Source organism: Streptacidiphilus cavernicola (assembly GCF_042510955.1).
In the GTDB taxonomy this organism is placed as follows: Bacteria; Actinomycetota; Actinomycetes; order Streptomycetales; family Streptomycetaceae; genus Streptacidiphilus; species Streptacidiphilus cavernicola.
The window spans coordinates 37,362-63,405 of record NZ_JBHFAB010000023.1 but is presented as its reverse complement, the minus strand read 5'-3'; the positions used below and the strand labels follow the sequence as shown (position 1 = coordinate 63,405).

Annotated in this window: 28 protein-coding genes; 17 read left to right on the top strand and 11 right to left on the bottom strand. The window is 72.1% G+C overall.

Features of this window, described 5'->3' with window-relative positions; all coding sequences use genetic code 11:
- Positions 1-38: 38 nt before the first annotated feature.
- Complete coding sequence (locus ACEZDE_RS26260; protein WP_380540716.1) at positions 39-1,877, bottom strand: glycoside hydrolase family 15 protein; 1,839 nt, start codon at positions 1,875-1,877, stop codon at positions 39-41.
- Positions 1,878-2,026: 149 nt separating this feature from the next.
- On the opposite strand from ACEZDE_RS26260, the gene ACEZDE_RS26255 reads away from it, so the two are divergent.
- Entirely contained in the window at positions 2,027-2,596 is a 570-nt protein-coding gene (locus ACEZDE_RS26255; protein ID WP_380540713.1) for an AAA family ATPase, read from the top strand.
- Between the two features lie 65 nt (positions 2,597-2,661).
- On the top strand, positions 2,662-3,501 hold the full coding sequence (locus ACEZDE_RS26250) for an alpha/beta fold hydrolase (protein WP_380540710.1): 840 nt from the start codon (positions 2,662-2,664) through the stop codon (positions 3,499-3,501).
- Between the two features lie 64 nt (positions 3,502-3,565).
- On the opposite strand, the gene ACEZDE_RS26245 is transcribed toward ACEZDE_RS26250, so the two are convergent.
- Together ACEZDE_RS26245 and ACEZDE_RS26240 are read right to left on the bottom strand one after the other, a co-directional pair.
- Positions 3,566-4,333, bottom strand: coding sequence for a dienelactone hydrolase family protein (locus ACEZDE_RS26245; RefSeq protein ID WP_380540707.1), 768 nt, complete (start codon positions 4,331-4,333; stop codon positions 3,566-3,568).
- A 38-nt stretch (positions 4,334-4,371) separates the two neighbouring features.
- Positions 4,372-5,379 carry an ArsR/SmtB family transcription factor gene (locus ACEZDE_RS26240; RefSeq protein ID WP_380540704.1) on the bottom strand — a complete coding sequence of 336 codons (1,008 nt, stop codon included), beginning with the start codon at positions 5,377-5,379 and terminating at the stop codon, positions 4,372-4,374.
- A 114-nt stretch (positions 5,380-5,493) separates the two neighbouring features.
- Here ACEZDE_RS26240 and ACEZDE_RS26235 point away from each other — a divergent pair, with 114 nt between their 5' ends.
- The 6 genes from ACEZDE_RS26235 (at position 5,494) to ACEZDE_RS26210 (ending at position 10,240) form a co-directional block, all read left to right on the top strand.
- The gene (locus ACEZDE_RS26235; RefSeq protein WP_380540701.1) at positions 5,494-6,765 is read left to right on the top strand and encodes an MFS transporter; all 1,272 of its coding nucleotides are present in this window, start codon (positions 5,494-5,496) and stop codon (positions 6,763-6,765) included.
- A 16-nt stretch (positions 6,766-6,781) separates the two neighbouring features.
- Positions 6,782-7,441: a TetR/AcrR family transcriptional regulator gene (locus ACEZDE_RS26230; protein ID WP_380540698.1), complete on the top strand. Its 660-nt coding sequence runs from the start codon at positions 6,782-6,784 to the stop codon at positions 7,439-7,441.
- Positions 7,442-7,531: 90 nt separating this feature from the next.
- The gene (locus ACEZDE_RS26225; RefSeq protein ID WP_380540695.1) at positions 7,532-8,206 is read left to right on the top strand and encodes a peroxiredoxin-like family protein; all 675 of its coding nucleotides are present in this window, start codon (positions 7,532-7,534) and stop codon (positions 8,204-8,206) included.
- A 172-nt stretch (positions 8,207-8,378) separates the two neighbouring features.
- Entirely contained in the window at positions 8,379-8,786 is a 408-nt protein-coding gene (locus ACEZDE_RS26220; RefSeq protein ID WP_380540692.1) for a hypothetical protein, read from the top strand.
- A 10-nt stretch (positions 8,787-8,796) separates the two neighbouring features.
- Complete coding sequence (locus ACEZDE_RS26215) at positions 8,797-9,456, top strand: thiol-disulfide oxidoreductase DCC family protein (protein ID WP_380540689.1); 660 nt, start codon at positions 8,797-8,799, stop codon at positions 9,454-9,456.
- Positions 9,457-9,466: 10 nt separating this feature from the next.
- Positions 9,467-10,240 carry a TetR/AcrR family transcriptional regulator gene (locus ACEZDE_RS26210; protein ID WP_380540687.1) on the top strand — a complete coding sequence of 258 codons (774 nt, stop codon included), beginning with the start codon at positions 9,467-9,469 and terminating at the stop codon, positions 10,238-10,240.
- Positions 10,241-10,345: 105 nt separating this feature from the next.
- On the opposite strand, the gene ACEZDE_RS26205 is transcribed toward ACEZDE_RS26210, so the two are convergent.
- The 5 genes from ACEZDE_RS26205 to ACEZDE_RS26185 all read right to left on the bottom strand — a co-directional run bounded on the left by ACEZDE_RS26205 (position 10,346) and on the right by ACEZDE_RS26185 (position 15,821).
- Entirely contained in the window at positions 10,346-11,380 is a 1,035-nt protein-coding gene (locus ACEZDE_RS26205; protein WP_380540685.1) for a C40 family peptidase, read from the bottom strand.
- A 74-nt stretch (positions 11,381-11,454) separates the two neighbouring features.
- The gene (locus ACEZDE_RS26200; RefSeq protein WP_380540682.1) at positions 11,455-12,402 is read right to left on the bottom strand and encodes a hypothetical protein; all 948 of its coding nucleotides are present in this window, start codon (positions 12,400-12,402) and stop codon (positions 11,455-11,457) included.
- Positions 12,403-12,470: 68 nt separating this feature from the next.
- Positions 12,471-13,022 carry a SigE family RNA polymerase sigma factor gene (locus ACEZDE_RS26195; protein ID WP_380540679.1) on the bottom strand — a complete coding sequence of 184 codons (552 nt, stop codon included), beginning with the start codon at positions 13,020-13,022 and terminating at the stop codon, positions 12,471-12,473.
- 116 nt (positions 13,023-13,138) lie between these two features.
- Complete coding sequence (locus ACEZDE_RS26190; RefSeq protein WP_380540676.1) at positions 13,139-14,479, bottom strand: GNAT family N-acetyltransferase; 1,341 nt, start codon at positions 14,477-14,479, stop codon at positions 13,139-13,141.
- A gap of 10 nt (positions 14,480-14,489) precedes the next feature.
- The gene (locus tag ACEZDE_RS26185) at positions 14,490-15,821 is read right to left on the bottom strand and encodes an MDR family MFS transporter (RefSeq protein WP_380540673.1); all 1,332 of its coding nucleotides are present in this window, start codon (positions 15,819-15,821) and stop codon (positions 14,490-14,492) included.
- Positions 15,822-15,938: 117 nt separating this feature from the next.
- Here ACEZDE_RS26185 and ACEZDE_RS26180 point away from each other — a divergent pair, with 117 nt between their 5' ends.
- Positions 15,939-16,697, top strand: a complete 759-nt coding sequence (locus ACEZDE_RS26180; protein ID WP_380540670.1) for a phosphoglyceromutase — start codon at positions 15,939-15,941, stop codon at positions 16,695-16,697.
- A gap of 72 nt (positions 16,698-16,769) precedes the next feature.
- Here ACEZDE_RS26180 and ACEZDE_RS26175 read toward each other — a convergent pair whose 3' ends face one another.
- Both ACEZDE_RS26175 and phoU read right to left on the bottom strand, forming a co-directional pair.
- Positions 16,770-16,940 carry a hypothetical protein gene (locus tag ACEZDE_RS26175; protein WP_380540668.1) on the bottom strand — a complete coding sequence of 57 codons (171 nt, stop codon included), beginning with the start codon at positions 16,938-16,940 and terminating at the stop codon, positions 16,770-16,772.
- A gap of 151 nt (positions 16,941-17,091) precedes the next feature.
- Complete coding sequence (phoU, locus tag ACEZDE_RS26170; protein ID WP_380540665.1) at positions 17,092-17,757, bottom strand: phosphate signaling complex protein PhoU; 666 nt, start codon at positions 17,755-17,757, stop codon at positions 17,092-17,094.
- Between the two features lie 178 nt (positions 17,758-17,935).
- On the opposite strand from phoU, the gene ACEZDE_RS26165 reads away from it, so the two are divergent.
- A complete protein-coding gene (locus tag ACEZDE_RS26165) occupies positions 17,936-19,288 on the top strand; it encodes a sensor histidine kinase (protein WP_380540663.1) in 1,353 nt (450 codons plus the stop codon).
- Positions 19,285-19,971 (top strand): response regulator, encoded by a 687-nt coding sequence (locus ACEZDE_RS26160; protein WP_380540660.1) that lies wholly within the window; start codon positions 19,285-19,287, stop codon positions 19,969-19,971. Before ACEZDE_RS26165 ends, ACEZDE_RS26160 begins: the two co-directional genes overlap by 4 nt.
- 138 nt (positions 19,972-20,109) lie before the next feature.
- Here the strand turns inward: ACEZDE_RS26160 and ACEZDE_RS26155 are convergent, their stop codons facing one another.
- A complete protein-coding gene (locus ACEZDE_RS26155) occupies positions 20,110-20,697 on the bottom strand; it encodes a DUF461 domain-containing protein (RefSeq protein WP_380540657.1) in 588 nt (195 codons plus the stop codon).
- Positions 20,698-21,089: 392 nt separating this feature from the next.
- On the opposite strand from ACEZDE_RS26155, the gene ACEZDE_RS26150 reads away from it, so the two are divergent.
- The 6 genes from ACEZDE_RS26150 (at position 21,090) to rlmB (ending at position 26,028) form a co-directional block, all read left to right on the top strand.
- Positions 21,090-21,572, top strand: a complete 483-nt coding sequence (locus ACEZDE_RS26150; protein ID WP_030255707.1) for a CarD family transcriptional regulator — start codon at positions 21,090-21,092, stop codon at positions 21,570-21,572.
- Between the two features lie 230 nt (positions 21,573-21,802).
- A complete protein-coding gene (gene ispD / locus ACEZDE_RS26145; RefSeq protein ID WP_380540902.1) occupies positions 21,803-22,537 on the top strand; it encodes a 2-C-methyl-D-erythritol 4-phosphate cytidylyltransferase in 735 nt (244 codons plus the stop codon).
- A complete protein-coding gene (gene ispF, locus ACEZDE_RS26140; protein WP_380540654.1) occupies positions 22,527-23,018 on the top strand; it encodes a 2-C-methyl-D-erythritol 2,4-cyclodiphosphate synthase in 492 nt (163 codons plus the stop codon). The genes ispD and ispF overlap by 11 nt, the downstream gene beginning before the upstream one ends.
- A gap of 98 nt (positions 23,019-23,116) precedes the next feature.
- Positions 23,117-23,512: a PPOX class F420-dependent oxidoreductase gene (locus ACEZDE_RS26135; protein ID WP_380540651.1), complete on the top strand. Its 396-nt coding sequence runs from the start codon at positions 23,117-23,119 to the stop codon at positions 23,510-23,512.
- Between the two features lie 115 nt (positions 23,513-23,627).
- Positions 23,628-25,022, top strand: coding sequence for a cysteine--tRNA ligase (gene cysS, locus ACEZDE_RS26130; protein WP_380540649.1), 1,395 nt, complete (start codon positions 23,628-23,630; stop codon positions 25,020-25,022).
- 37 nt (positions 25,023-25,059) lie between these two features.
- Complete coding sequence (gene rlmB / locus ACEZDE_RS26125) at positions 25,060-26,028, top strand: 23S rRNA (guanosine(2251)-2'-O)-methyltransferase RlmB (protein WP_380540646.1); 969 nt, start codon at positions 25,060-25,062, stop codon at positions 26,026-26,028.
- The last annotated feature ends 16 nt before the right edge of the window (positions 26,029-26,044 follow it).

Sequence of the window (26,044 nt, the reverse complement as noted above, 5' to 3'; positions counted from 1 at the left end):
GGCCGTCAGGTCAGCTGGCGCGGCGGGCAGGGCTGAGGTCAGCCCGGCCCCTCGCGGTCGAGTTCGGCGTCGAGTGCGAGGGCGGCGTTGACCAGGGCGAGGTGGGTGAAGGCCTGCGGGAAGTTGCCCAACTGCTCCCCGGTGGGGCCGATCTCCTCGGCGAACAGGCCGACGTGGTTGGCGTAGGTGAGCATCTTGTCGAAGGCGTAGCGGGCCTGGTCCAGGCGTCCGGCGCGGGCCAGCGCGTCCACGTACAGGAAGCTGCAGAGCGAGAAGGTGCCCTCGCTGCCGCGCAGGCCGTCGGGCGAGGCCTCGGGGTTGTAGCGGTATACCAGGCTGTCGGAGACCAGTTCCTGGTCCATCGCGTCCAGGGTGGACAGCCAGCGGGTCTCCCGCGGTGAGACGAAGCCGATCTTCGGCATCAGCAGCAGCGAGGCGTCCAGCACCTCGCTGCCGTAGTGCTGGACGAAGGCCTGGCGGGTCGGGCTCCAGCCGCGTTCCATCACCTGGGTCATGATCGCGTCCCGGGCGGCGGTCCAGCGCGGCAGGTCGGCCGGGCGGGCCATGGCGGTGGCCACCCGGATGCCGCGGTCGAAGGCGGCCCAGCACATCAGCCGGCTGTAGGTGAAGTCCTGCTGACCGCCCCGGGTCTCCCAGATGCCCTCGTCGGGGCGGTCCCAGTGGTCGGCCAGCCAGTCCAGCAGCCCGGCCAGGACCACCCAGCCGTCGTAGCCCGCCAGTTCGGCGATGTTCTCGGTCTGGGAGAGGGCGTAGACGGCTTCGCCGTAGATGTCGAGCTGCAGTTGGTCGGCGGCCCCGTTGCCGATCCGGACCGGCGCGGAGCCGCGGTAGCCCTCGAAGTGCCGCAGTTCCTCCTCGGACAGCTCGGGGTCCCCGTCGACCCGGTACATGATCTGCAGCCTCTCCCCGCTGGCGGTGCTGCCCGCGCGCAGCCGCGCGCCGAGCCAGCGGCGGAAGGCGTCCGCCTCCTCGGTGTAGCCCAGGGCGATCAGCGCGCTGACGGACAGTGAGGCGTCCCTGATCCAGGTGAAGCGGTAGTCCCAGTTGCGCTCGCCGCCGACCTGTTCCGGCAGGCCGGCGGTGGCGGCGGCGATCAGTGCGCCGGTGGGGGCGTAGGTGAGCAGTTTCAGGGTGATCGCGGAGCGGTTGACCATCTGCTGCCACCGGCCCTTGTAGCGGCAGCGGCTGATCCAGCCGTGCCAGAAGTCGCGGGTGGCGGTGAACCGGGCGCGGACCGCGTCCTCGGTCATCGGCTCGGGCGGCGCGGCGTCAGCGGCGCCGGTGGTCAGCACGAACGCGGCCAGCTGGCCGTGGCTCAGGGTGAAGCCCGCGGTGGCGTCGCCGTCCTCGACGGTGAGCTCGACCGGGCCGACCGGCTGCAGGTAGGCGCTCACGTCCGGCCCGTGGAAGCCGATCCCGCCCGCGTCCGCGCTGGTGCGGTGCTCGGCCCGGCCGTAGTCGAAGCGCGGGCGGCACTCCAGCCGGAAGGCCACGGTTCCGCGCACCACCCGTACCGCGCGGATGATCCGGTGCTGGTCGGAGGCGCGGGACGGCTCGTCGAGCGGCATGAAGTCGATGACCTCGCCGATGCCGTCCACGGTGAGGAAGCGGGTGATCAGGACCGCCGAGTCGGGCAGGTAGAGCTGGCGGACCGTCACCTCCTCCGGCCCGGCGTCCGCGGCGGCGGTGAGGGTGAAGTGGCCGCCTTTGTCGTGGTCGAGCAGCGCGGCGAAGATGCTGGGCGAGTCGAAGCGCGGTGCGCAGAACCAGTCGATGACGCCGTCGGAGGAGACGAGCGCGGCGGTCTGCAGGTCACCGACGATGCCGTGGTCGGCGATGGGGGGATAGCGGCGCATGGGTCGAGCCTTTCAGCAGGCGCGGCCGGCGGCGCGGGGTGTGCACCGTACGAGTGACCGGCGCCGTACGAGTCACCGCGACCGCCCGCGGGCCCGGGACGGGTGCTGGGCTACGGTCACCCGGTAGCGAAACCGAGGAGGACACCCGTATGGAACGCGTCCTGGTCGCCGGGAGCACCGGTGCAGGCAAGACCACCCTGGCCCGTGCGCTGGCCGGACGGCTGGGCATCCCGTTCCACGAGATGGACGCGCTGGCCATCACCGGTCCCGGCTGGCAGGACAACCCGCGCCTGTTCGAGGACGTGTCGCGGATCAGCGCGGAGCAGTCCTGGATCTTCGACTCGCTCGGCTATCCGGAGGTCCGCGACCTGCTGTGGTCCCGCGCGGACACCGTGGTCTGGCTCGACTACTCCCGTCCGGTGGTGATGCGCCGGGTGCTGCGCAGGTCAGCGGCCCGCACGCTGCTGCGCCGCCGGGTCTTCGGCGGGAACGTCGAGACCGCGGGCTCCTGGTTCAGCGCCGACCACCCGGCCCGCTGGGCCTGGTCGCAGTACGCGAACCGCAGGGCGGAGATCGCCGCCCGCAGCGCGGACCCCCGGTTCGCCCCGCTCGACGTGGTCCACCTCGGCACCCCGCGGGCGGCGCAGGCCTGGCAGCGGACCGTGATCGACCCGGCCGCCGATCTGCGGGACAATTCAGACAGGCGGACGGCACGCTGAACGAGAGAGCACGTTGAACAAGAGAGCACGCTGAACGGGACGGCACGCTGAACGGTGGTGCACCGATGAGTCTCAGTGATCGCGAGCGGCTGGAGATCGACCGGGCGAACGGGTCCGAGCTGCCCCCGGTGGTGTTCGTCCACGGGCTGTGGATGCTGGCGTCCAGCTGGCAGCCGTGGCGGTCGTTGTTCGAGCAGAACGGCTACGCCACGCTGGCGCCGGGCTGGCCGGACGATCCGGAGACCGTCGCCGAGGCGCGGGAGCGCCCGCGGCTGTTCGCCGGGAAGGGCATCCGGCAGGTCGCCGACCACACGGCCGAGCTGATCCGGGCGCTGCGGCGGCAGCCGGTGCTGGTCGGGCACTCCTTCGGAGGCCTGGTGGTCCAGCAGCTGGCCGGCCGCGGTCTGGCCGCCGCGTCCGTGCCGATCGGCTCGGCGCCGTTCCGCGGCGTGCTGCCGCTTCCGCTGTCGGCGCTGCGGTCGTCCTTCCCGGTGCTCGGCAATCCGGCCAACCGCAGGCAGGCGGTGATGCTCAGCCGGGAGCAGTTCCGCTACGCGTTCGCCAACGCCGTCAGTGCGGATGAGGCCGAGCGGCTCTACGAGACCTTCGCGGTCCCGGGCTCGGGCCGACCGCTGTTCCAGGCCGCGACGGCGAACCTGGACCCGTCCACCGAGGCCGCGGTCGACACCCTCGGCACCCGGCGCGGCCCGATGCTGCTGATCAGCGGGGACAAGGACCGGATCGCCCCACACGCGATCGCCGCCGCCAGCTATCGGAGGCAGCGGCGCAACCTCGCCACCACCGAGTTCCAGCAGATCGCCGACCGGGGGCACTCGCTGGTCCTCGACAGCGGCTGGGAGGTCGTCGCGGAAGCGGCGCTGGCCTTCGTCAAGCGCCATCCCTGAGCCGGGAGACCGGGTTTTCATCTACCAGCTCTAGCAGTCATTCCCCACCAGAATTGACGAACCGTCAGGCCCCGTCGGGCACCGTCAGCTGCTCGCGCAGCGCCTGGTTCACCTTCGCCCAGGTCAGCGCGGCGGCATCGGCGTCGTAGTCGTCCGGGCGGGCCTCGCAGAGGAACCCGTGGCCGACGCCGGGGATCCGTACCACCTCGTGCGGCACCTTCGCCTCGGTCAGCAGCGCCTCGATCTCCTCGACCTCGCTCGGCTGCACCGCGTGGTCGAGGGTGCCGTAGAAGCCGAGCACGAACGCCCCGTTCGCGGCGATCTTCGGCGCGTCCGCCAGCGGCGGGCGCGGCTCGGCGACCGGGATCCCGCCGTGGACGGTCCAGCCGCCGTAGACGGAGACCACCAGCGCGAACGGCAGCTCGGTGGCGCCGAGCAGGCCCAGGTGGCCACCGAAGCTGACCCCGAACACGGCGACGCGCCCGCCGGGGGCGAGCCGGAGGGCGGCCTCGTGCGCCGCCGCGAGGTCGGCGAGGACCTCCGCACGGGTTATCGCATGCAGCAGTTCGAATCCGCGGGTCCGCCCGGCGTCGCCGTACGGCAGGGACGCGCGCGGCTCGCGCCGCCAGTGGACGTCGGGGGCGACGGCCGCGTACCCCTCCCGGGCGAGCCGTTCGACCACGCCGCGGATGTCGGCGTTCAGTCCGAACAGCTCCGGCAGCACGATCACCGCCCCGGCCGGGTCCTGTCCGCTGGGCACGGCCTGGTACGCCGCGAATCCCGGGGCGATCTCGGTCCAGCCGGTGACGATGTCCGTCGTAGCATCCGACATGTTCACAACTTCCCCTCGTTGCACAAGCCTTGTCGTCCCTACGCTATGTCGTCAACCGGTCCGGGGCTCGTGGATTTCGGGGCGGCCCCGGTCAGCACGTCCCCGGCCGGTGTGCGCTGGTAGAGCACCGAGCGCCCGGCCCGGCGGCGGTCGACCAGGCCGGCGTCGAGCAGCACCTTGAGGTGCCGCCCCACCGAGCCCAGCCCCTGGCCGGTCAGCGCGACCAGCTGGGTGGTGCTCCTCGGCGCCGCCAGCAGCACCAGGACGGCGGCCCGCCCGGGTCCGAGCAGTCGGCTCAACGCCTCCGGCGCGGCCGGGGCCGCCGGTTCGGCCAGCGGGCCCGAGCACGGGTAGACCACGGCGTAGTGGTGCGGCTCGTCCCAGCTCACCCACCCCCGGTGCACGCTCGCCGGGACGAACACCAGCCGCGCGCCGGACAGGTCCCGGGGCGGGTTGTCGGTGCGGTTGATCTGCAGCCGCCCGTCGCCGAGCCAGCGCATCCCCGGGCGCATCCGGTCGAGCGCCGCGGCCCAGCCGCCGCTGCTCAACTGCCCGGTGCGGGAGAGGACGTCGGCCTCGAACAGCCGCCGCCGGCGTGGCCAGAGCGGCTGCAGGGTGCTGCTCCACACCCACTCCAGCAGGTCGGCGGCGCGGCCCGGCAGCTCGTCCCGGTGCCGGGCGAGCGCGGCGGGGAGCCGTCCCCCGGTCGCGGTGTCCAGGTCGGCCAGGACGGTGTCCGGCGACGCTCCGCGGATCCGGCCCAGCTCCTGACGGAACGTCAAGCTCTGTGGGTGCGGCGGGACGGGGGCCAGGAAGTCGGCGATCCAGCGCGGTTGGAGCGCGGCCTCCACCAGCAGCGCGGTGACCGGGTCGGCCCGCAGCCGCTCGTCGTAGTCGGGCAGGTGCCGGTCCAGCCAGGGGCGCACACCGGGGTGCGGCGGTCGGCGGACGGCGAGGGTGGTCAGGCAGGCCACGGTCTCGACCAGCGGCGAGACGACGAAGCTGCTGCGCGCCAGGGTGTCCGCGTCCACCAGCCAGAGCCCCATGCCGTGCCCATCCCTTCCTTTGTCCCCTTGTCGGTTTGTCCCTCTTTCCCGTGGACATTTCGCGGTACTGCGAAACATTGTCCACCCCGGGTCGGGCGTCCGCAGACTCTGCGCATGCGCACCTATCAGGAGCTGTTCCGCACACCGGAGTTCACTCCGTTCTTCAGCACCGTGGCAGCGGGGATCGCGGCCTCGACCGTCAGCGGCATCGCGCTGGGCACCCTCGTCTACTCCGCCACCCACTCGCCGCTGCTCGCCGCGCTCAGCATGTTCGGCTCGTCCTTCGCCCAGGTCATCGGTGCCGCGTTCCTGCTCTCCGCCGCCGATCGGCTGCCGCCGAGGGCGACGCTGACCGCACTGGCGGGCTGCTTCGGCGTCGGCACGGCCGTGCTCGCACTGCCCGGTCTGCCGCTCGGGGCGATGTTCGCGGTCATCCTGGCCCTCGGCCTGCTCAGCTCGCTGGGCGGCGGGGTGCGCTACGGGCTGCTCAGCGAGATCCTGCCCAAGGACGGCTATGTGCTGGGGCGCTCGGCGACGAACCTGGCGGTCGGCGCGATGCAGATCTGCGGGTACGCCGCGGGCGGCGCGCTGGTCGCCGCGTTCTCCCCGCGCGGGACGCTGCTGGTCGCGGCGGCGCTGGGCCTGGTCGGCGCGGCCGTGGCCCGGTTCGGGCTCAGCGCCCGGCCGCCGCGTACCGCGGGGCGGCCCACGGTCGGCGAGACCTGGCGCACCAACGCCCGGCTCTGGTCCTCCCGTCCGCGGCGCTACGTCTACCTGGCGCTGTGGGTGCCGAACGGCCTGATCGTCGGCTGCGAGGCGCTGTTCGTCCCGTACGCGCCCCGGTACGCGGGGCTGCTGTTCGCGGTCGCGGCGGCCGGGATGCTGACCGGGGACCTGCTGGTCGGACGGGTCGTCCCGCAGCGCTGGCGAGTCCGGCTGGCCGCGCCGCTGCGGCTGCTGCTGGCGGCGCCGTACCTGGTCTTCGCGCTGCGTCCGCCGCTGCCGCTCGCGGCCGTCGCCGTGCTGCTGGCCTCGGCCGGGTACGCCGCCAGCCTGGTGCTGCAGGAGCGGCTGATCGCGCTGACGCCGGAGCAGGTGCACGGCCAGGCGCTGGGGCTGCACAGCTCGGGCATGCTCACCATGCAGGCGGTCGGCGCGACCCTGGCCGGTCTGCTGGCCCAGCGGCTGGCGCCGGCCGAGACGATGGCGGTGCTGGCGGGGGCCTCGGTCATGGTCACCTTGCTGCTCGGCCGCGGGCTGCGGGGCGAGGTCGGCGTGAATGGTGAGGTCGGCGGTGCCGGTGGTGTCGGTGGTGCCGGTGGTGTCGATGACCTGGGGCCGGAGTCGGGGCCCGAGCCTGCGGTTTCTGTAGTGAGCACTCCATAACCGGTACGCTGGCGGTATGCCCACCCCTGCGCGCACCGCCGCCACCCCCGCGTCCCCCGCCGCCACGCCCCGCCTCACCAGCAAGGGTCGGGCGACCCGGGAGCGGATCGTCGCCGCGGCGGCCGGGCTGATGTTCGAGAACGGCGTGGCCGGAACCAGCATCGAGGACGTCCAGCTCGCCGCCGGAGTCAGCACCTCGCAGGTCTACCACTACTTCGGCGACAAGAAGGCCCTGGTCAAGGCGGTGATCGCATATCAGAGCGACACCGTCGTGGGCGCCCAGGAGCCGCTGCTCGGCAAGCTGGACAGCGTGGCCGGGCTGCGCGCCTGGAGCGATGCCATCGTGCGGCTCCAGCGCAGTCGGCAGTGCCAGGGCGGCTGCCCGATCGGCTCGCTCGGCAGCGAGCTGGCCGAGATCGACGACGAGGCCAGGGTCGACGTCGCGGCCGGCTTCTCGCGCTGGGAGCAGGGCATCCGCAGCGGGCTGCACGCCATGCACGACCGCGGTGAACTGCGCCGGGACGTGGACCCGGAGGCGCTGGCGCTGGCCACCCTCGCCGCGTTGCAGGGCGGGCTGCTGCTGACCCAGATCCGCCGCGACACCGTCGCCCTGGAGGCGGCGATGGGCGCGATGATCGACCACATCGCTTCGCTGGTCGTCGCCGTTCCGGCCTGACTCTTCCCGCTCTCATTTCTGGAGTTGACACTCCAAAATAGATCTGCGACGGTCATTAATGGAATGAACACTCCACTCACGGGAGCCCAGATGACCACCACCCAGCCCCAGCCCACCATCGCCGAGCAGTCCGCCGCCGTCTCCGCGGGCGCGGCGACCCGCCTGCCGCCGGAGGTCGTCGCCGCGTTCAGTGCGGAGCAGGCCGGCCTCGACGCCGCGGGCCTGCCCGCGGGTGTCACCGCCCCCGGCGCCCCGATGCCGGACGGTGCGCTGCTGGACGTGCACGGCTCGCCCACCACGCTCACGGTGGCCCGCGCCGACCGGCCCGCCGTGGTGGTCTTCTATCGCGGCGCCTGGTGCCCGTACTGCAACGTCACCCTGCGCACCTACCAGCAGGGCCTGCTGCCGGAGCTGGAGCGGCGTGGGGTCGGGCTGATCGCGGTCAGCCCGCAGAAGGCGGACGGCTCGCTGTCGACGCAGGAGGCCAATGAGCTGACCTTCACCGTGCTGTCCGACCCCGGCAACAGCGTCGCCGGGCAGCTCGGCATCCTCACCGCGCCCACCGATGGCACCCGCGAGGCGCAGGGCGCGCTCGGCCTGGACCTGGCCACCGTCAACGCGGACGGCACCTACGGGCTGCCGATGCCGACGGTCGCCGTGGTGGACCGGCGGGGGACGCTGCGCTGGATCGACGTGCACCCCAACTACACCACCAGGAGCGAGGTCGCCGACATCCTCGCGGCGGTGGCCGGTCTGGACGACTGACCGGCGGCGTCGGTGGTGTCAGCGGTGTCGGTGGCGTAGGAATCCGCAGCGAAGGGCCCGGCTTCGGCCGGGCCCTTCGTCGTACTTGAACATGTTCAAAAACATGGCTACAGTCCTGATCGACGCAGAAACTGAACGCGTTCAAGAAAACCCACGAGAGCGGAGCCGACCCATGTACACTGTCGACAGCTATGTGATCTATCTGGCCATCAGCATCGGACTCACCGTCTGGGTGGCCCGCACCCTCAGCCGCAGCGGCAAGGTCTTCCTCGCCGACGTCTTCCACGGCAACGAGAAGCTCACTGACGCGGTGAACCACCTGCTGGTGGTCGGCTTCTACCTGGTCAACCTGGGCTTTGTGTCGCTCTGGCTGCGCGGCGCCGACGTCGCCGACGTCCCGGGCATCTTCACCGCCCTCTCCTACAAGATCGGCACGGTGCTGCTGGTGCTCGGCCTGCTGCACCTGGTGAACGTCTACGTGCTGAACCGGATCCGCCGCCGCGGCCTGATGGAGACCGAGCAGCGCCCGCCGGTCCCGCCGCAGGGCTGGACCCCGCCCGCCGCGCCGCAGCACGCCTGAGCCCCGGGCCATGACCGCCACCGCACCTGCCGAGGACGGGGAAGGCCGGGAAGACCGGGGAGGCCGGGGCTCCAGCGATGCCCCGGTCCGCCGGCTCACCGTCCTCTACGACCAGGACTGCCCGCTCTGCCGCCACGTCCGCGGCTGGCTGAGCCGGCAGAGCCAGCTGGTCCCGCTCGACTTCGTCCCCGCCGGGACCGAGCAGGCCCGGCAGCGCTACCCAGGGCTCGACCACGCCCGCACACTCCGCGAGATCACCGTCGTCGCCGACGCCGGGCAGGTATACGAGGGAGCCGCCGCCTGGGTGGTCTGCCTGTGGGCGCTGCGCGGCTACCGCGCCATGGCGCACCGCTTCGCGTCCCCGAACGGGGCCCAGCTGGCCAGGGGCATGGTGCTCACCGCCGCGAAGTGGCGGGAGAGCGCAAAGGCCGGGTCCGGCCGACCGACTGCACAGGGGAGAGCCGGTCGGCCGGGGCAGCCTTTCACACCCGACGGGCACTGGGTCTGGACCGGCGATTCCTGGCAGCCCGCGGGGCGCCCCGGGCGCCCGGCGCCTGGACCGGTACCTGGTCCGGTGCCTGGTCCGGTGCCCCGCTCGGCGCCTCGCCCGGTGAGTGTCCCGACCCCCACCGACCCCTGCGAGGGCCACTGCGGCACCGATGGCGGCTAGCCTCAGGAGGGTGAACGACGTAGTGCCAAGCACGCCGACCGAGCCCCCCGCGCCCGTGGCCGCCCCGAAGACCGCCAAGGGCGAGCAGACCAGGGCGCTGATCCTGGAGACCGCGATGCGGCTGTTCCAGGAGCGCGGCTACGACAAGACGACCATGCGGGCCATCGCCGCCGAGGCGGGTGTCTCCGTCGGAAACGCCTACCACTACTACGAGGGCAAGGAATTCCTGATCCAGGGGTTCTACGACCGGATGACGCATGAGCACGCGGTCGAGGCCCGTGCTCGGATGGCGGGGAAGACGGACTTCGCCGAGCGGCTCCAGGTCGCCCTGGACTCCTGGGTGGACTGCGCGGCGGACTACCACGAGTTCGCCGCCCAGTTCTTCCGGACGGCGGCGGACCCGAACAGCGCGCTCAGCCCGTTCTCCAACGAGTCCCACCCGGCCCGGGAGACCGCGGTGCAGATCTTCCGCGACGTGATCGACGGCTCCGACCTCGGCCCCAAGCTGGACCCGGAGCTGGAGGAATTGCTGCCGGACCTGCTCTGGCTGCACCTGATGGTGGTCGTCCTGTACTGGGTCTTCGACCGCACCGAGGACACCGAGCGCACCCGCGCCTTCGTCAAGCGCTGCGCGCCCTTCGTCGCCAAGATCGTCGCCCTGTCCCGCTACCGGGTCTTCCGCCCCCTGGTCCGCGACGCGGTCGACATGATCCAGGAGTTCGTCCTGCCGACCATCGGCAAGGTTGCCCCGGTCCGGGGCACGACCGCCAAAGCACCCAAATAGCCTAGAAGGCAAAGTAGTAGAGCAGCCGTGAGCCCCTCCGGGCCGAGCGTGATCTCGGTACGGAGGGGGCGGGCGGCGGGCCACGCCGACGCCTGGGCGCTAGCGCTAGATGTGCCGCATCGCGTAGATCGTGCCGATGTAGCTCATCTTCTCGAACTTGACGACGGTGCCGGAGTGCGGGGCGTGCAGGACGTAGCCGCCGCCGGCGTAGAGGCCGACGTGGGTGTTGCCGTTGAAGAAGACCAGGTCGCCGATCTGGAGGTCGGCGGTCGAGGTGACCGGGGTGCCGGAGTTGATCTGGTCGTAGGTGGTGCGGCCGATCGAGAGGCCTGCCTGCTTGTAGGCCCACTGGGTCAGCCCGGAGCAGTCGAAGCTGTCGGGCCCGGTGTGGTTCCAGATGTAGGGGTCGTTGAGCCGGGTCTCCGCCGCGGCGAAGGCCCGGCCGCCGACGCCGGAGCCGGCCGAGGCGGGGTGGTAGGCGGCGTTGCCGCCGTCGCCCCGCAGCCTGGCGACCGCGCTGCGCTGGGCGGTGGTCAGCGCGGCCAGCTGGGCCTTTGCCGCGGCGAGCTTCCGCTGTACCGACGCCTTCTCCTTGGCGAGCTGCCTGGTGGCGGCGTCGAGTGCCGCGAGCTTGTCCCCGGCGTCGGCTCTCTCCCGGGACAGCGTCCGCTGCTCGCTCAGGAGTTGCGCCAGCACTGCGGCCTGACTGTCTGTCAACTGACTCAGCGTGGAGGCCCGGTTCAGGTACTCGGTGGGGTCCGAGGACAGCATCAGCTGCACCGACGGGTCGATCGACCCGTCCCGGTACTGCGCGGCGGCGACCTGGCCGAGTACCGCCGACTTGGCGCTCACCAGCGCCTGCTGCCGCGCGACCTGGTCCTGAAGGACGGCCACCTGCTTCTGCAGCGCCTGCTGCCGGGACTGCGTCGCGTCGTACTGCTGGATCTCCTGGTCGGCTTCCTGGTTCTGCCGGTCGATCTGTGCCTTGAGCTGCGCCGCGGTCGGCGGCGGAGCCCCCTGCGCGGACTGGGCGGCGACCGCGCTCAACGCGACGGTGGTGGCCGCGACGGTGGTGGCCGCGGCGGTGAGCGCGGATATCCGGGCCCGGCCGGGACTCCTCGGACGGCGATGGGACGTCATAGGGGTGAACTCCTCGCTCGGTTGTTCCTGCCGGGTCCGCACCAGGGGGCGGCTGGTCAGCCGGGGGCGGCTGGTCAGCCGGGGAGGTGCAGGGCGGCAGCCGGGCTGGTGGCGCAGACGAACATGTTCCCCTGCTCCATCTCGTCGGCCCGGGTCGCATGCGGGTTGGACATCACGCCGAACCGGCAGGGCTCGGGGAGCGCCTTCCACACCCGCTCCCAGGCCGGTGCCGACAGCAGCGCCCCGGCCTGCTGCACCGTCAGCGCCTGGGCCTGCGCGCTGGTCGACATGCCCAGGTAGACCTCCTGGCCGTCGGGCCCGTTCCAGGCCAGGGACCAGATGGCGGCCCCGGTCCCGTGCGTGTAGTCCTTGAAGGACTCGTCGACGTAGAGGGTGCCGCCGTTCAGGGGCGTGGTGCCGCAGATGTCGTGGGGTGCGACCGCCTTGCTGGGGCAGGAGGACTTCCGGGCTTCCTTGCCCACGCTCAGGGTGATCGTGGACTTGCCGTGGGGCGTTTCCAGGTCCGTCCTCACCACGGCCAGCGACTGCCCTCCGGGCGCCTGCACCTCGGGGGCGAACACCTGGAGCGAGATCCCGCCCAGATCCGCCTCCTTGGTGGTGGTGGAGCCCGCCGGAAGCAGGGACTTCAGGGTCTGCACCACGTAGGTCGGCATCCAGTCGGTGCCGGGCGTCGCCGCCGCGGCCGTGCTGGTGCTGGTCCTGGTGCTGCTGACATCGGCCATCGCGTGGGACGAGGACGCCGCCCCGACCACGGTCGGCGCTGGCGAGGTGCCGCCCAGCAGCGGCACCGCCACGGCCGCCGCCACCGCGAGCGCGCCCGCGCCCGCCAGCGTCCGCTTGACCCTGGACGTGCGCCGGATCCGGCGGCCCCGGTCCACCGCCCCCGCGTACAGGCTCGCCGGAGTCGGCTGCGCCGCCGACTCGGCCGCCGCCCTCAACTCCTGCGCCAAGGCGAACTCGTCGAACCCGTCGAACCCGTCGAACTCAAGGTCTGATGACATGCCACATCCCTCTCTCTGTCCCTCCCGATCGATGCACGTGCTGAAGCGCAGGGGCGCAGGGGGCGGGGTCAGAATCCGGCGATCTCGGCGAAGCTGCCGCCCAGCACCGCGCGCAGCCGCTCCAGCGCCCGACTGCTGCGCGAGCGCACCGCCGTGGACGACAGCCGCAGCGCGGTTGCCGTCTCCTCCACGCTGCGGTCCTCCCAGTAGCGCAGCACCAGCACCGCCCGGTCCTGCGGGGCGAGCTGCCGCAGCGCGGCCAGCAGCGTCACCCGCAGCGCGGGGTCCTCCTGCCCGGCCTCGTCGCCACCGGCCCGCTCCGCCAGGATCCCGGTGGGCAGCTCACCGCTGCTGCGCTTGCGGCGCTGCGAGACGAAGACGCTGACCAGCACCGTCTGCGCGTAGCCGGCGGGATTCTCCAGCCGGGACAGGCGTCCCCAGCGTGCGAACATCCGGCCCAGTGCCTCCTGCACCAGGTCCTCGGCCAAGTGCGCGTCCCCCGCGGTCAGCAGGAACGCCGTGCGGAACAGCTGTCCGCCCCGACCCAGCGCGAAGTCCTGGAAATCGACAGGCTCGTGGCCTGGGCCCCGCGATCGTGCCCCCGAACCAGCGGCTGTCATGTGCTCCATGCCCGACTAACGCGACGAGCGCGCACTTCTGTTGCAGCCCGATCGGAACTGCTTTCGCGAGAACCCGTCCGAACCCGTCAGCTTCCGTCGGAACCCGCCAGGACCCGTCAGAACCCGTCCGGGCACCACGGGCGGAAGTCGGTGCGGAGCAGGGCGTCGGTGCGGGCGGCTCCGCCCGGACGCAGCTCGCGCAGCAGTCCGGCCGCGTGCAGCCGGGCCGCGCTGTCGCTGCCCAGGTAGAGCGTCCCCAACTCCCGGACGTCGAGGGCGAGGTCGGCCGGGGCGCCGTCGTCGGCCCGGGTCAGGCCGCCGGTGCCGTCGGCCGCGGCGGTCAGGGCCCAGCGGCCGTCCAGGTAGCCGAGCCGGTCGGCGACCTGGAGCACCACCTGCCCTGCCCCCGCGTAGGTACGGGCGCCGAAGGCCTTGGGGCCGTCGAGGAGCCGCAGCCAGACGAAGTCGGCGCTGCTGTCGCCGCCGTCCACGCAGGCGCGGGGGTCGTCGAGCAGCAGCGGCAGCGGGTCGTCGGGGGCGATGTTGGAGATCTCGACCTTGTCGATCCAGTCGACGCTGAGGACGTAGCGCCACATCGCGGCGGCGGCGGCCCGGTCCACCGCGACGTGGTCGCGGACCTTGAGGGTGCACTTGGTGATCATGTTGGGCCACTCGTCGGTGACCGTGTAGGCGAGGAACCCGGCCGGACGGCCGGCCGCGTCGCGGTAGAGCACCACCAGCGGTTCCTTCCAGGAGCGGTCGGACCCCTGCAACTCCCCGGTGCGCATCTGCCAGTTGACGGCCCGTCGGTCGATCGCGCCGGGCTGGGTGCGGCGGAAGCGGTCGTGCAGCTCGGGGCCGAACTTGCGCCACTCCTCCATGGTGAGGAACTCGAAGCTGCCGCCGTCGGCCTCGGCCGGGACCCGTACGCCGCCCGCGCGCAGCTTGTCGATGCTGTAGCCGCGGTGCGCGGTGGCCGGGCCGAAGCCGAAGCGGCCGTAGATCCGGTACTCGGCGGCGACCAGGATGGCGAGGCTGTCGCCGCGCTCTGCGGCGGCGGCCAGGTCCTGGGTCATCATCCGGGTGAGCAGCCCGCGGCGGCGGTGGGTGGCGGCCACGGTGACGTTGGTGATCGCGTCGGCGACCAGGGCCGCGCCGCCGGGGACGGTCAGCTCGCGGTCCGTGCTGCGGAAGGTGCCCACGCAGCGGCCGCGGTCGTAGGCGCCGAGGGTCCGCCCGGGGTCGAAGAAGGCCTGGCGCATCTCCTCGCTGCCGTCGCCCTTCGCCTCCATGAAGCCGCTCTGCACGGCGCGGCCCCAGTCGGCGAGTTCGCCCTCCTCGACCGCCCGGACGATGATCTGTCGCTGGTCGCCGGCGTGCTCGTTGCCGCCGTCGCCGTTACTGCCGTCGTTGCCGCTGTTGCCGTCGTTGCCGTGCTGAGCGCCGTCGTGTCCCATGCCAGGCACCCTACGAGGCGGCGACCGCCGGGGCATCCGCATTTTCCGGAACCCGGGCCGGGAGCGGAACCGGGTCAGGTTCCGGGGTGCGCCCCCGGAGCAGCCAGACGAATCCGGCCGCGGTCACCGCGCCCAGCAGCGTGCAGGTGGTCCAGACCGCGTCGCCGCCGCCCGCGGTGAGCAGCAGACCCGCCGTCAGCGGGGCCACGAACGAGGCCCCGGTCCAGGCCAGTGAGTAGACGCCCTGGTAGCGACCGCGGGCGTGGACCGGCGACAGTTCCGCGACGATGGCCATCCCGGCCGGGACCCGCAGCATCTCGCCCGCGGTCCACACGGTCACCGTCAGCGCGTAGAACCAGGCCGCCCCGGCGAACGCGGTCAGGCCGAAGCCGCAGCCGGTGAGCAGCGAGGCCGCGCACAGCATGGCGGCCCGGTTCCGGCCCTGGACCAGCCGGGTCAGCGGGATCTGCAGCAGCACGATCAGCACCCCGTTGAGGCTGACCACCGCGCCGTAGTCGGTGGGGGAGAAGCCCTCGTGGCCCATCACGATCGGCAGCGCCATGCTGCCCTGGCCGTCCACGCAGCCGGTGAGGAAGGTGAGGCCGACGAAGGCCATGAAGACCGGGTTGCGCAGCACCGCGCCGAGGCCGACCGCGGGCTTGTCGGTGACCCGGGCCCCGCCCGCCTGTTGGTCCGCCGTCCGCTGGGACGGCGGGTGGACCGGCCGGGTCTCCGGCACCCGGGTGAAGACGACGACCGCGCACAGCAGCGTGGTCGCCGCGTCGCCGACGAACAGCAGCAGGTAGCCGTGCGCCGCGATCAGCCCGGCCGCCGCCGCGGAGAAGGCGAAGCCGATGTTGATGGCCCAGTAGTTGAGCGAGTAGGCACGGACCCGGTCGACGGCGGGGACCAGGTCCGCCATGATCGCGGAGACGGCCGGGCGCCCGGCGTTGCCGGTGAAGCCGACCACCGCCGCGGCGACCGCGATCGCCCAGGCCGGGTGGACCAGGCCCAGCGCCAGCGTGGCCAGGGCGGTCCCGGACTGGGCGGCGAGCAGCGTGGGCCGCCGTCCGATCCGGTCCGCGAGCACCCCGCCGACCACCGAGGCGAAGCTGCCGCCGAGCCCGTACAGCGAGGCGACCAGGCCGGCGAAAGCCGGGCTGAAGTGCCGGTCCAGGGTCAGGTAGAGGGCCAGGAAGGGGACGACGAAGCCGCCGATCCGGTTCACCAGGGTGCTCAGCCAGAGCCACCAGAACGCCTGCGGCAGCCCGCCGACCGTCTCCCGGAACGATGCCCCCAGCCGCTCGGACAGGCCCGGACGGGGTAGCGGGCGCGAGGGCATGGCGAGGCTCCTGAGCAGCGGCTGTAAGTGTCACATCAACGGCCTGGAGATTACTCGCCGTCTCATCGTCGGCGCCACCGGGTTTCAGCTGCCGCCGACTCGACTAGGCTTCGGGCCATGGCTGAAGCTCCCTACCGTCTTGTCCTGCTCCGCCACGGCGAGAGCCAGTGGAACGAGAAGAACCTCTTCACCGGCTGGGTCGACGTCGACCTCAACGAGAAGGGCGAGAAGGAGGCCGTACGCGGTGGCGAGCTCCTCGCCGCCGAGGGCTTCCTTCCGGACGTCCTGCACACCTCCCTGCTGCGCCGGGCGATCCGCACCGCGCAGATCGCCCTCGACCGGGCCGACCGCCACTGGATCCCGGTGCGCCGCTCCTGGCGCCTGAACGAGCGTCACTACGGCGCTCTGCAGGGCAAGGACAAGGCCCAGACCCTGGCCGAGTTCGGCGAGGAGCAGTTCATGCTCTGGCGCCGCTCGTACGACACCCCGCCGCCCGTACTCGCCGCCGACGCCGAGTACTCGCAGGCGCACGACTCCCGCTACGCCCAGCTCCCGGTGGACGCCCGGCCGCAGACCGAGTGCCTCAAGGACGTGGTCGAGCGGATGCTGCCCTACTGGTACGACTCCATCGTCCCCGACCTCGCCGACGGACGCACGGTCCTGGTCACCGCGCACGGCAACTCGCTGCGCGCGCTGGTCAAGCACCTCGACGGGATCTCCGACGAGGACATCGCCGGCCTCAACATCCCCACCGGCATCCCGCTGCTCTACGAGCTGGACGCCGACTTCAAGCCGCTCACCAAGGGCGGCCGTTACCTCGACCCGGAGGCGGCCGTCGCCGCCATCGAGGCCGTGAAGAACCAGGGCAAGAAGTAGGTCCCCTTCCACGGAAAGGCCCCCGAGCCGCGGCATCAGCGCGGCTCGGGGGCCTTTCCGTGGTTCACGGGGTCAGTGCTTGCCGCCGCACTGGCAGGGGGCTCCGGACTGGCAGCCGCAGCCGCAGCCCGAACCGCAGCCGCAGGCCGCCAGCAGGGGCAGCGGGATCAGCAGCGTCTGCTGGGCGGTGGGGTCGGCCGGTTCGGCGGCGGGCGCGGTGGGCGGGTTCGGGGTCTGGGCCATGGACGGTTCCTCCCTCAGGCGGTCATGCCTGTGTCCCAGTGCAGCAGCCCGTGCACGGAGCGTCAACGGGCGTACGGGATCGCCCGCACACCCGCCCGCGCGCCCCCACCGCCGACGGTCCTGCCCGGCTGCCCCGCCCCCGCCCGGAGGGCTACTTCGCCTCGGGGACGAAGTCGTCCGCGTGCTCGCCGGTGACCAGGAACACCACGCGCTTGGCCACCGACACCGCGTGGTCCGCGAAGCGCTCGTAGTAGCGGCCGCACAGGGTCACGTCCACCGCGGTCTCGATGCCGTGCTGCCAGCGGTCGTCCAGCAGGTGCGAGAACAGCTGGCGGTGCAGCTCGTCGATCTCGTCGTCGTCCCGCTCCAGCTCCAGCGCGGCGTCCACGTCCTTGGACGAGATCACCAGGCCTGCCTTGGCGACCAGGCGCTGGGCCAGCTGGCCCATCTCCAGCACGATCGGGTGCAGGTCCGCCGGGACCGCGGACTCGGGGTAGCGCAGCCGGGCCAGCTTCGCCACGTGCCGGGCCAGGTCGCCGGCCCGCTCCAGGTCCGCGCTCATCCGCAGTGAGGTGACCACGATCCGCAGGTCGGTGGCCACCGGCTGCTGCCGGGCGAGCAGGGCGATGGCCCGGTTCTCCAGGTCGTGGTGCAGTTCGTCGACCTTCTCGTCGGCCGCGATGACGCTCTCGGCGATGCCGAGGTCCGCGTCGAGCAGCGCCGTGGTCGCCCGCCCGATCGCGGATCCGACCAGCCGGGCCATCTCGACCAGGCCGTCGCCGATCGAATCGAGTTCCTCGTGGTACGCGTCGCGCATCGTCCCGTCCTCCTGCTGACTGAATCTCTGACTGGGTCCACCATGGGCCGCCCGGACGTACCGCCGAGTCAGTAGGAGTGAACCACTGCCGACGCCAAGGTGAATTCTCGGCGACCGCAGGCTGATGCCATGCTCCAGGGGTTACAGCAGGTCACCGTCGTGCGCTTACGCTGAACGCATGGACGTGAACGTGGCTGAAGCCGCAGCGAGCGCGCTTGCCGGGCTCGGAGTCGGCCTCACCGCCGCGCTGTCCTTCCGCTGGAGCGAGAAGGACCGAAAGAAGTCCGCGAAACGGATCGACGTGCAGCCCGAACCCGAACTGCCACCCGGCGTGGACACCGTGCTGTCGGTGCTGCGCTCCTGCGCGGTGGTGCTCGACGACAGCGATCAGGTGATCAAGGCCAGCTCCGCCGCCTATGCGCTGGGACTGGTCCGAGGCGGCGCCATCGCCGTCGACGAGATGCTGGCGATGGCCCGGCAGACCCGCCGCGACGGGGAGATACGCCAGGCCGACCTGGACATCCCGCGCGGCGGCGGCAAGATCCACGGCGATGCCCTCGCGGTGTCGGTGCGGGTCGCCCCGCTCGGCTCCCGGCTGGTGCTGGTCCTGGTCGAGGACCTGACCGAGGCCCGCCGGATCGAGGCGGTCCGCCGCGACTTCGTCGCCAATGTCTCGCACGAGCTGAAGACCCCGGTCGGCGCCCTGTCCCTGCTCTCCGAGGCGGTCCAGGACGCCAGCGACGACCCCGAGGCGGTCCGCCGCTTCGCCGGCCGGATGCTGATCGAGGCCACCCGGCTGACCAGCCTGGTCCAGGAGATCATCGAACTCTCCCGGGTCCAGGACGACGAGCGGCTGACCGACTCCGAACCGGTTGCGGTGGACGAGCTGGTCGCCGAGGCCATGGACCGCTGCCGGCACCAGGCCGCGGCCAAGCAGATCACCATGGCGGCCGGCGGCATCGCCGGTCTCAGCCTGCACGGCAACCGCGGCCAGCTCGCCGCGGCCCTCGGCAACCTGGTCGAGAACGCCGTCAACTACAGCCCGGCCCGCACCCGGGTCGCCATCGCCGCCCGCAAGGTCCCCGGGACCAAGGTGGAGACCGTCGAGATATCGGTGACCGACCAGGGCACCGGCATCTCCGAGCGGGACCGCGAGCGGATCTTCGAGCGCTTCTACCGGGTGGACCCGGCCCGCTCCCGCGCCACCGGCGGGACCGGCCTCGGCCTCTCCATCGTCAAGCACGTGGCCGCGTCCCACGGCGGCACCGTCTCGGTGTGGAGCGTCGAGGGCCAGGGCTCCACCTTCACCCTGCGCCTCCCGACCACCCCCCGGGGCGACTCCGGCCGGGAACGCGGCCCGTTCGCCGCCCCGCTCGCCGACCCGGACGAGCGGCACGACACCGCCGACGGCAGCACCCCGGAACCCGTCGACGGCAGCACCCCCGACCCCGGCGCCGGCAGCACCCCCGAGCCCGGCGCCGTCCCCGACCACCTGCCTGCCCACTCGCCTGTCCCGGAGGCCCAGTCGTGACCCGTGTGCTCGTCGTAGAGGACGAAGAGTCCTTCAGCGATGCCCTGTCCTACATGCTCCGCAAAGAGGGCTTCGAGGTGGCCATCGCCGCCACCGGACCCGACGCGCTGGACCAGTTCGAGCGCAACGGCGCCGACCTGGTCCTGCTCGACCTGATGCTGCCGGGGCTGCCCGGCACCGAGGTCTGCCGCCAGCTCAGAGCGAAGTCGAGCGTCCCGGTGATCATGGTCACTGCCAAGGACAGCGAGATCGACAAGGTCGTGGGCCTGGAGATAGGGGCCGACGACTACGTCACCAAGCCCTACTCCACCCGCGAGCTGGTCGCCAGGATCCGCGCGGTGCTGCGCCGCCGCGGCGAGCCCGAGGCCACCGTCGGCGGCCCCGGCGCGCTGGAGGCGGGACCGGTCCGGATGGACGTCGACCGGCACGTGGTGACCGTGGACGGCGCCAAGGTGGACCTCCCGCTCAAGGAGTTCGACCTGCTGGAGATGCTGCTCCGCAACGCCGGCCGGGTGCTCACCCGGATGCAGCTGATCGACCGGGTCTGGGGCGCGGACTACGTCGGCGACACCAAGACCCTGGACGTCCACGTGAAGCGGCTGCGCGCCAAGATCGAGCCGGACCCGGGCGCCCCGCGCTACCTGGTCACCGTCCGCGGCCTGGGCTACAAGTTCGAGCCGTAGGCCGACCTGGGCCGACCTGGCCCGACCGCAGCAGAGCGGTGCCCCCGAAAGGATGATCCTTCGGGGGCACACTCATACCCGGCTCTCACCCGTTCGGGTCAGGGCGCCCGGGGTCGGGCGCCCGTCTCCGGCTCGGGGTCAGGGCTTCTTGGTCCCGGTGGCGGTGGCCGTGGCGGTCGCCTTGGCCGTCGTCGGGGTGATCGGCAGGACCACCGGGGGAAGCGTCGGCGCCGGCGGCGGCACCGGCGCGAACGTGGCGTACTCGCCGGTGCCGGTGGCGATCAGGGCCTGCACCGCGACCGATCCCGCGCTGCTGAAGGTGAAGGCCACGGTGGTGTTCTGGCCGGGCGACGCGTCGAGCGTCGGCACCGTCGCCGAGGGCTTGCCCCGGCCGCCGAGCAGCAGCGAGCCCTGCGGCTGGACGGTCATGTCGCCGGTGAGCGTCGCCGGGACGCCGTTCACGGTGACGCCGGTCAGGGTGTCCGGCTGGGTGCCGCCGTTGGCGATGTTCACGGTGACGTTGGCCGGCGCCTGGCCGGTCGCGCCGGTGACCACGACGATGCCGTTCAGCTTGAGGGAGGAGTCGCCGGTGGCGATGGAGGTGGCCGCGTTGTCCGGCTTGACCTTGAGGGACGCCGCGCTGTCCCCCGCGGCGCAGGCGGCGAGGATGGGAGCGGTCGCGATGATGACGGCGGCGACTGCGCCGCGACGAAGACTGCGGCTCACGACGGTACTTCTCCTTGGTGCTGCGACGGATGATGCTGCGACAGATGGTGCGGGCTGGCCGCGATCAGATTACCGAGCCTCTTCGGCCGCTCTGCACGGGGTGGCCCCGTGTCGCGTTCCGATGCCCTCGGCGGGGTCCGCCGACCCGCCCGATCGAAGATCGAATAACGGTTGGGTCACGCATTTTCTATAAGATCCACAACTGCTATCGCCGGGCCGGTCGGTTCGTGCGCAGGCGCTCCGACCTGCGGGAAGCCCGTCTCGAACTGGGGTCGCAGCACGCGGCAGGGGTGCTTGTCAAGCCCTGAGAACCGCTCTGACCTGCGAAAACGCCCTTCGGATATGGCTCCGGGCGTGTTATTCTGGAAAGCCACGGAAGGGGTACCTGTCACATGACGTTCAAGGTTGGCGACACCGTGGTCTACCCCCATCACGGGGCCGCGCTGATCGAGGCAATCGAAATTCGCCAGATCAAGGGTGTGGACAAGACCTACCTGGTGCTGAAGGTGCAGCAGGGTGACCTGACGCTTCGCGTGCCTGCGGAGAACGCAGAGTTCGTAGGCGTCCGCGACGTGGTCGGCCAGGATGGGTTGGACCGGGTCTTCGAGGTGCTGCGGGCACCGTACACCGAAGAGCCCACCAACTGGTCCCGCCGCTACAAGGCGAACCTGGAAAAGCTTGCTTCGGGTGACGTTATCAAGGTCGCGGAGGTTGTGCGCGACCTTTGGCGACGTGAGCGCGAGCGCGGGCTGTCCGCCGGTGAGAAGCGGATGCTGGCCAAGGCCAGGCAGATTCTGGTCAGCGAGCTGGCACTCGCTGAGAACACCAACGAGGACAAGGCCGAAACGCTGCTCGACGAGGTCCTCGCCTCCTAAGAGGCCCTCCTGAGCCGCACGGCCCCTGCGCCTGCGTGCACCGATCCAGCGCCTGCCGTTCCGACGGCGGGCGCTGAGTCATGCCGAAGGCGGGGTCTCGCGTCGTACTCCGCTGAACTCCTTCTGATCCGTCCGACGGGACTGCGGCCAGGGCGAGCCGGTCGGGCTCCACGGAAGGGGCTCGGCCTGACACGCCTTGGCCATACCCACTTCGCCGAAGGAACAAAACCCTGAACGCCGCAGCAGTGGTCCCCGCCGCAGGACGGGGCGAACGACTGGGCCCCGGTGCCCCGAAGGCCCTGCGCGAACTGGGGGGCGTGCCGCTGCTGGTGCACGCCGTCCGCGCGCTCTCCCGCTCCCGCGCGGTCACCCGGGTGGTGGTGGTCGCGCCTGCCGACGGCGTGGCCCGGGTCCGGGCCCTGCTGGAGCAGTTCGGCCTGGACGGCCACGACGGCGCCGGCATCACCGTCGTCCCCGGCGGCGCGACCCGGCAGGAGTCGGTCCGGCTCGGCCTGGCCGCGGTCCCGGCGACGGCGGACGTGGTGCTGGTGCACGACGCGGCCCGGCCGCTGGTCCCGGTGGACGTGGTGGACGCGGTCGCCCGCGCCGTCGCGGACGGGGCCGAGGCCGTCGTCCCGGCCGTCCCGCTGGCCGACACGGTCAAGCAGGTCGCCCCCGCCGCCGCGCCCGGACGCCCGGAGCCGGTGGTCGGCACCCCCGACCGGAGCACCCTGCGCGCGGTGCAGACGCCGCAGGGCTTCCGCCGCGAGGTGCTGCTCGCGGTGCACGAGAAGGCGCTGAGCGACGGGGTGGAGGCGACCGACGACGCCGGGCTGGTCGAGCGCTACGGCGGCAGCGTCGTGGTGGTCCCCGGGCACGAGGAGGCGTTCAAGGTCACCAGGCAGCTGGACCTGGTGCTGGCGGAGGCCGTACTGGCCCGGAGGAGGGCCCTCGATGAGTTCTGACCGGAACCCGCCGCGGCTGCCGCGGACCGGGATCGGCGTCGACATCCACGCCTTCGAGGCGGGGCGCGAGCTGTGGGTGGCCGGGCTGCTCTGGGACGGCTACGAGCACGGCCTGGCCGGGCACTCCGACGGCGACGTGGTCGCCCACGCCGCCTGCAACGCGCTGTTCTCCGCGGCCGGGCTCGGCGACCTGGGCGCGCACTTCGGCGTGGACCGGCCGGAGTGGGCCGGGGCGGCCGGGGTGCGGCTGCTGACCGAGGCCGGGCGGATCGTCCGGGCGGCGGGCTTCGAGATCGGCAATGTCGCGGTGCAGGTGGTCGGCATCCGGCCGAAGATCGGCAAGCGGCGGGAGGAGGCGCAGCAGGTGCTCTCCGAGGCGCTGGGCGCGCCGGTCTCGGTCTCCGCCGCGACCTCCGACTCGCTCGGCTTCACCGGCCGGGCCGAGGGCCTGGCCGCGCTGGCGACGGCGCTGGTGTACTGACGGGGCGTCACCCGTTCGCCGTGGTGCGGGAACAGATCCACCGGCGGTCGTGGTTGTGCCTGCGACGGGGGTACTCACTCGCGGGAAGGACCGGGCAGATGCCAGACCAGCTCTCCGACCAGGCCAAGGCGCTCTTCGACGGCAAGGGCTATGTGACCATGGCGACCATCCAACCGGACGGGTCGCCGCAACTGTCGGTGGTGTGGGCGAAGACGGACGGCGAGGACGTGCTGATCTCCACTCTCGAAGGCCGCCGCAAGCATCTCAACCTGGTCAAGGATCCCCGGGTGACGCTGCTGCTCAACCCGGCCGAGAACCCGTTCGCCTACGTCGAGGTCCGCGGCACGGCGACGATGGACACCGCCGGCGGTCGCGAGCTGATCGACGAGCTGGCCTGGAAGTACAACGGCCAGGGATACCCGGAGGAGCCGGCCGACGCGGTGCGCACCGTGGTCCGGGTGACGCCGCGCCGGGTGGTCGAGCGGGGGCTGTAGCGGTCGCCGCGGCCGGTCGCCGCGGCCTCTTCTGCGTCACGTCTGCGTGAACCGGGGGAGACCCTGTGCCCGGTTGGGCACAGGGCACCCCGTCCTGCCCACTACGCTTGACGGTGTGAGCATTCGCCTGTACGACACCAGCGCCAGCCAGGTACGCGACTTCGTCCCGATCGTGCCGGGCTGTGTCTCGATCTACCTGTGCGGCGCGACCGTGCAGGCGCCCCCGCACATCGGGCACATCCGGTCCGGGCTGAACTTCGACATCATGCGCCGGTGGTTCGCCTACCGGGGCTACGACGTCACGTTCGTGCGGAACATCACCGACATCGACGACAAGATCATCGCCAAGTCGCGGGAGACCGGGCTGCCCTGGTGGCAGATCGGCTACGCCAACGAGCGTGCCTTCAACGACGGTTACGACGCGCTGGGGTGCCTGCCGCCGACCGGTGAGCCGCGGGCGACCGGGCACGTCACCGAGATGGTCGAGATGATGCAGGAGCTGATCCGGCGCGGCCACGCCTACGCGGTGGACGGCGACGTCTACTTCAGCGTCACCTCCTACCCCGACTACCTCGCGCTGTCGCACCAGGAGTTGGAGAACCTGCGGCAGCCGGAGAGCGAGGGCGAGACCGGCAAGCGGGACCAGCGCGACTTCGCGATGTGGAAGTCGGTGAAGCCCGGTGAGCCGAGCTGGGAGACCCCGTGGGGCCGCGGCCGTCCCGGCTGGCACCTGGAGTGCTCGGCGATGGTGCACAAGTACCTGGGCTCTGCCTTCGACATCCACGGCGGCGGGCGCGACCTGATCTTCCCGCACCACGAGAACGAGATCGCGCAGTCCAAGGCCTTCGGGGACGACTTCGCGAGCTACTGGCTGCACAACGGCTGGGTGACGCTCAGCGGCGAGAAGATGAGCAAGTCGCTGGGCAACTCGGTGCTGGTCTCCGAGATGGTGCAGAAGTGGCGGCCGATCGTGCTGCGCTACTACCTGGGCACCCCGCACTACCGCTCGATGATCGAGTACAGCGACGAGGCGCTGCGGGAGGCCGAGACCGGTTTCGCCCGGATCGAGGGCTTCGCGCAGCGGGTCACCGAGCTGCACGGGACGGTCGAGCCGGCCCCGCAGGTCCCCCCGGCGTTCGCCGAGGCGATGGACGACGACTTCGGCGTCCCGCAGGCGATGGCCATCGTCCACACCGCGGTCCGGCAGGGGAACGCGGCCCTCGCGGCGGACGACAAGGAGAACGCCGTAGCGCGTCTGGCCGAGGTCCGTGCGATGCTCGGTGTGCTGGGCCTCGACCCGCTGGACCCCTTCTGGGCCGGTCCTGCGCAGGGCGAGGACCTGCACGGTGTGGTGGACGCCCTGGTCAAGCTGGTGCTGGAGCAGCGGCAGGCCGCGCGCGAGCGCAAGGACTACGCGACCTCCGACGCCATCAGGGACCAGCTCTCGCAGGCCGGTCTCGCCATCGAGGACCGCGCCGACGGCTCCCGCTGGACGCTCAACCAACCGTAAGCATTTCGTTGTACTTCATGGAAGCAGGACTGAACTGATGGCCGGCAACAGCCAGCGCAGGAACCGCCGCAACCCCGGCTCGAAGAAGGGCCCGTCGGTCGGAACCGGTGGCCACAGCCGGAAGGCGCTCGAAGGCAAGGGTCCGACGCCGCCCGCGTCGGCCCGCAAGGGGCACAAGAAGAACCGCATCGCCAACGCCGCCGCCAAGCGCGCCACCGCGGGCAACAAGTCCCGCGGCAGCGCCCGGCGCGGCGGCAAGATGGGCTCCGAGCTGGTCTACGGCCGCAACTCGGTGGTGGAGGCGCTGGACGGCGGCGTGCCGGCCTCGGCGCTCTACGTCCAGCAGTTCATCGACAACGACGAGCGGGTGCGCGAGGCGCTGACGCTGGCCAACGAGCGCGGCGTCCCGCTGATGGAAGCCCCGCGGGTGCAGCTGGACAACCTCGCCGAGGGCCACAACCACCAGGGCCTGATCCTGCAGGTGCCGCCGTACGACTACGCGCACCCGGACGACCTGCTGGCGCGGGCCGCCGACAACCGCGAGGACCCGCTGATCGTGGCTCTGGACGGGATCACCGACTCGCGGAACCTGGGCGCGATCGTCCGCTCGGTCGCCGCCTTCGACGGGCACGGCGTGGTGATCCCCGAGCGGCGTGCCGCCGGGATGACCGCGGGCGCCTGGAAGACCTCGTCCGGCGCGGCGGCCCGGGTGCCGGTGGCCCGGATGACCAACATGACCCGGACCCTGGAGGCCTACCAGAAGGCCGGCTGCTTCGTGGTCGGCCTGGCCGCCGACGGAGAGGCCGAGCTCAGCGACCTGGAGGCGCTCACAGGACCGGTGGTGATCGTGATCGGCTCGGAGGGCAAGGGCCTGTCCCGGCTGGTCTCCGAGACCTGCGACCTGACGGTCCGGATCCCGATGCCGGGCGCCGCCGAGTCGCTCAACGCGGGCGTCGCCGCGGGCATCGTGCTCTACGAGGCGGCGCGGCTGCGAAACCGGCGCTGAGCCGGATTCACCCAAG

Coding starts and splice junctions, on each gene's coding strand:
- ACEZDE_RS26175 (WP_380540668.1), bottom strand. CDS start 16,940: ATGGCCCAGACCCCGAACCCGCCCACCGCGCCCGCCGCCGAACCGGCC.
- ACEZDE_RS26190 (WP_380540676.1), bottom strand. CDS start 14,479: ATGGGACACGACGGCGCTCAGCACGGCAACGACGGCAACAGCGGCAAC.
- ACEZDE_RS26200 (WP_380540682.1), bottom strand. CDS start 12,402: ATGTCATCAGACCTTGAGTTCGACGGGTTCGACGGGTTCGACGAGTTC.
- ACEZDE_RS26215 (WP_380540689.1), top strand. CDS start 8,797: ATGACCGCCACCGCACCTGCCGAGGACGGGGAAGGCCGGGAAGACCGG.
- ACEZDE_RS26240 (WP_380540704.1), bottom strand. CDS start 5,379: ATGGGGCTCTGGCTGGTGGACGCGGACACCCTGGCGCGCAGCAGCTTC.
- ACEZDE_RS26195 (WP_380540679.1), bottom strand. CDS start 13,022: ATGACAGCCGCTGGTTCGGGGGCACGATCGCGGGGCCCAGGCCACGAG.
- ACEZDE_RS26250 (WP_380540710.1), top strand. CDS start 2,662: ATGAGTCTCAGTGATCGCGAGCGGCTGGAGATCGACCGGGCGAACGGG.
- ACEZDE_RS26150 (WP_030255707.1), top strand. CDS start 21,090: ATGACGTTCAAGGTTGGCGACACCGTGGTCTACCCCCATCACGGGGCC.
- ACEZDE_RS26205 (WP_380540685.1), bottom strand. CDS start 11,380: ATGACGTCCCATCGCCGTCCGAGGAGTCCCGGCCGGGCCCGGATATCC.
- ACEZDE_RS26185 (WP_380540673.1), bottom strand. CDS start 15,821: ATGCCCTCGCGCCCGCTACCCCGTCCGGGCCTGTCCGAGCGGCTGGGG.
- ACEZDE_RS26235 (WP_380540701.1), top strand. CDS start 5,494: ATGCGCACCTATCAGGAGCTGTTCCGCACACCGGAGTTCACTCCGTTC.
- ACEZDE_RS26225 (WP_380540695.1), top strand. CDS start 7,532: ATGACCACCACCCAGCCCCAGCCCACCATCGCCGAGCAGTCCGCCGCC.
- ACEZDE_RS26220 (WP_380540692.1), top strand. CDS start 8,379: ATGTACACTGTCGACAGCTATGTGATCTATCTGGCCATCAGCATCGGA.
- ispF (WP_380540654.1), top strand. CDS start 22,527: ATGAGTTCTGACCGGAACCCGCCGCGGCTGCCGCGGACCGGGATCGGC.
- ACEZDE_RS26230 (WP_380540698.1), top strand. CDS start 6,782: ATGCCCACCCCTGCGCGCACCGCCGCCACCCCCGCGTCCCCCGCCGCC.
- ACEZDE_RS26255 (WP_380540713.1), top strand. CDS start 2,027: ATGGAACGCGTCCTGGTCGCCGGGAGCACCGGTGCAGGCAAGACCACC.
- phoU (WP_380540665.1), bottom strand. CDS start 17,757: ATGCGCGACGCGTACCACGAGGAACTCGATTCGATCGGCGACGGCCTG.
- ACEZDE_RS26245 (WP_380540707.1), bottom strand. CDS start 4,333: ATGTCGGATGCTACGACGGACATCGTCACCGGCTGGACCGAGATCGCC.
- ACEZDE_RS26180 (WP_380540670.1), top strand. CDS start 15,939: ATGGCTGAAGCTCCCTACCGTCTTGTCCTGCTCCGCCACGGCGAGAGC.
- ACEZDE_RS26260 (WP_380540716.1), bottom strand. CDS start 1,877: ATGCGCCGCTATCCCCCCATCGCCGACCACGGCATCGTCGGTGACCTG.
- ACEZDE_RS26135 (WP_380540651.1), top strand. CDS start 23,117: ATGCCAGACCAGCTCTCCGACCAGGCCAAGGCGCTCTTCGACGGCAAG.
- rlmB (WP_380540646.1), top strand. CDS start 25,060: ATGGCCGGCAACAGCCAGCGCAGGAACCGCCGCAACCCCGGCTCGAAG.
- ACEZDE_RS26165 (WP_380540663.1), top strand. CDS start 17,936: ATGGACGTGAACGTGGCTGAAGCCGCAGCGAGCGCGCTTGCCGGGCTC.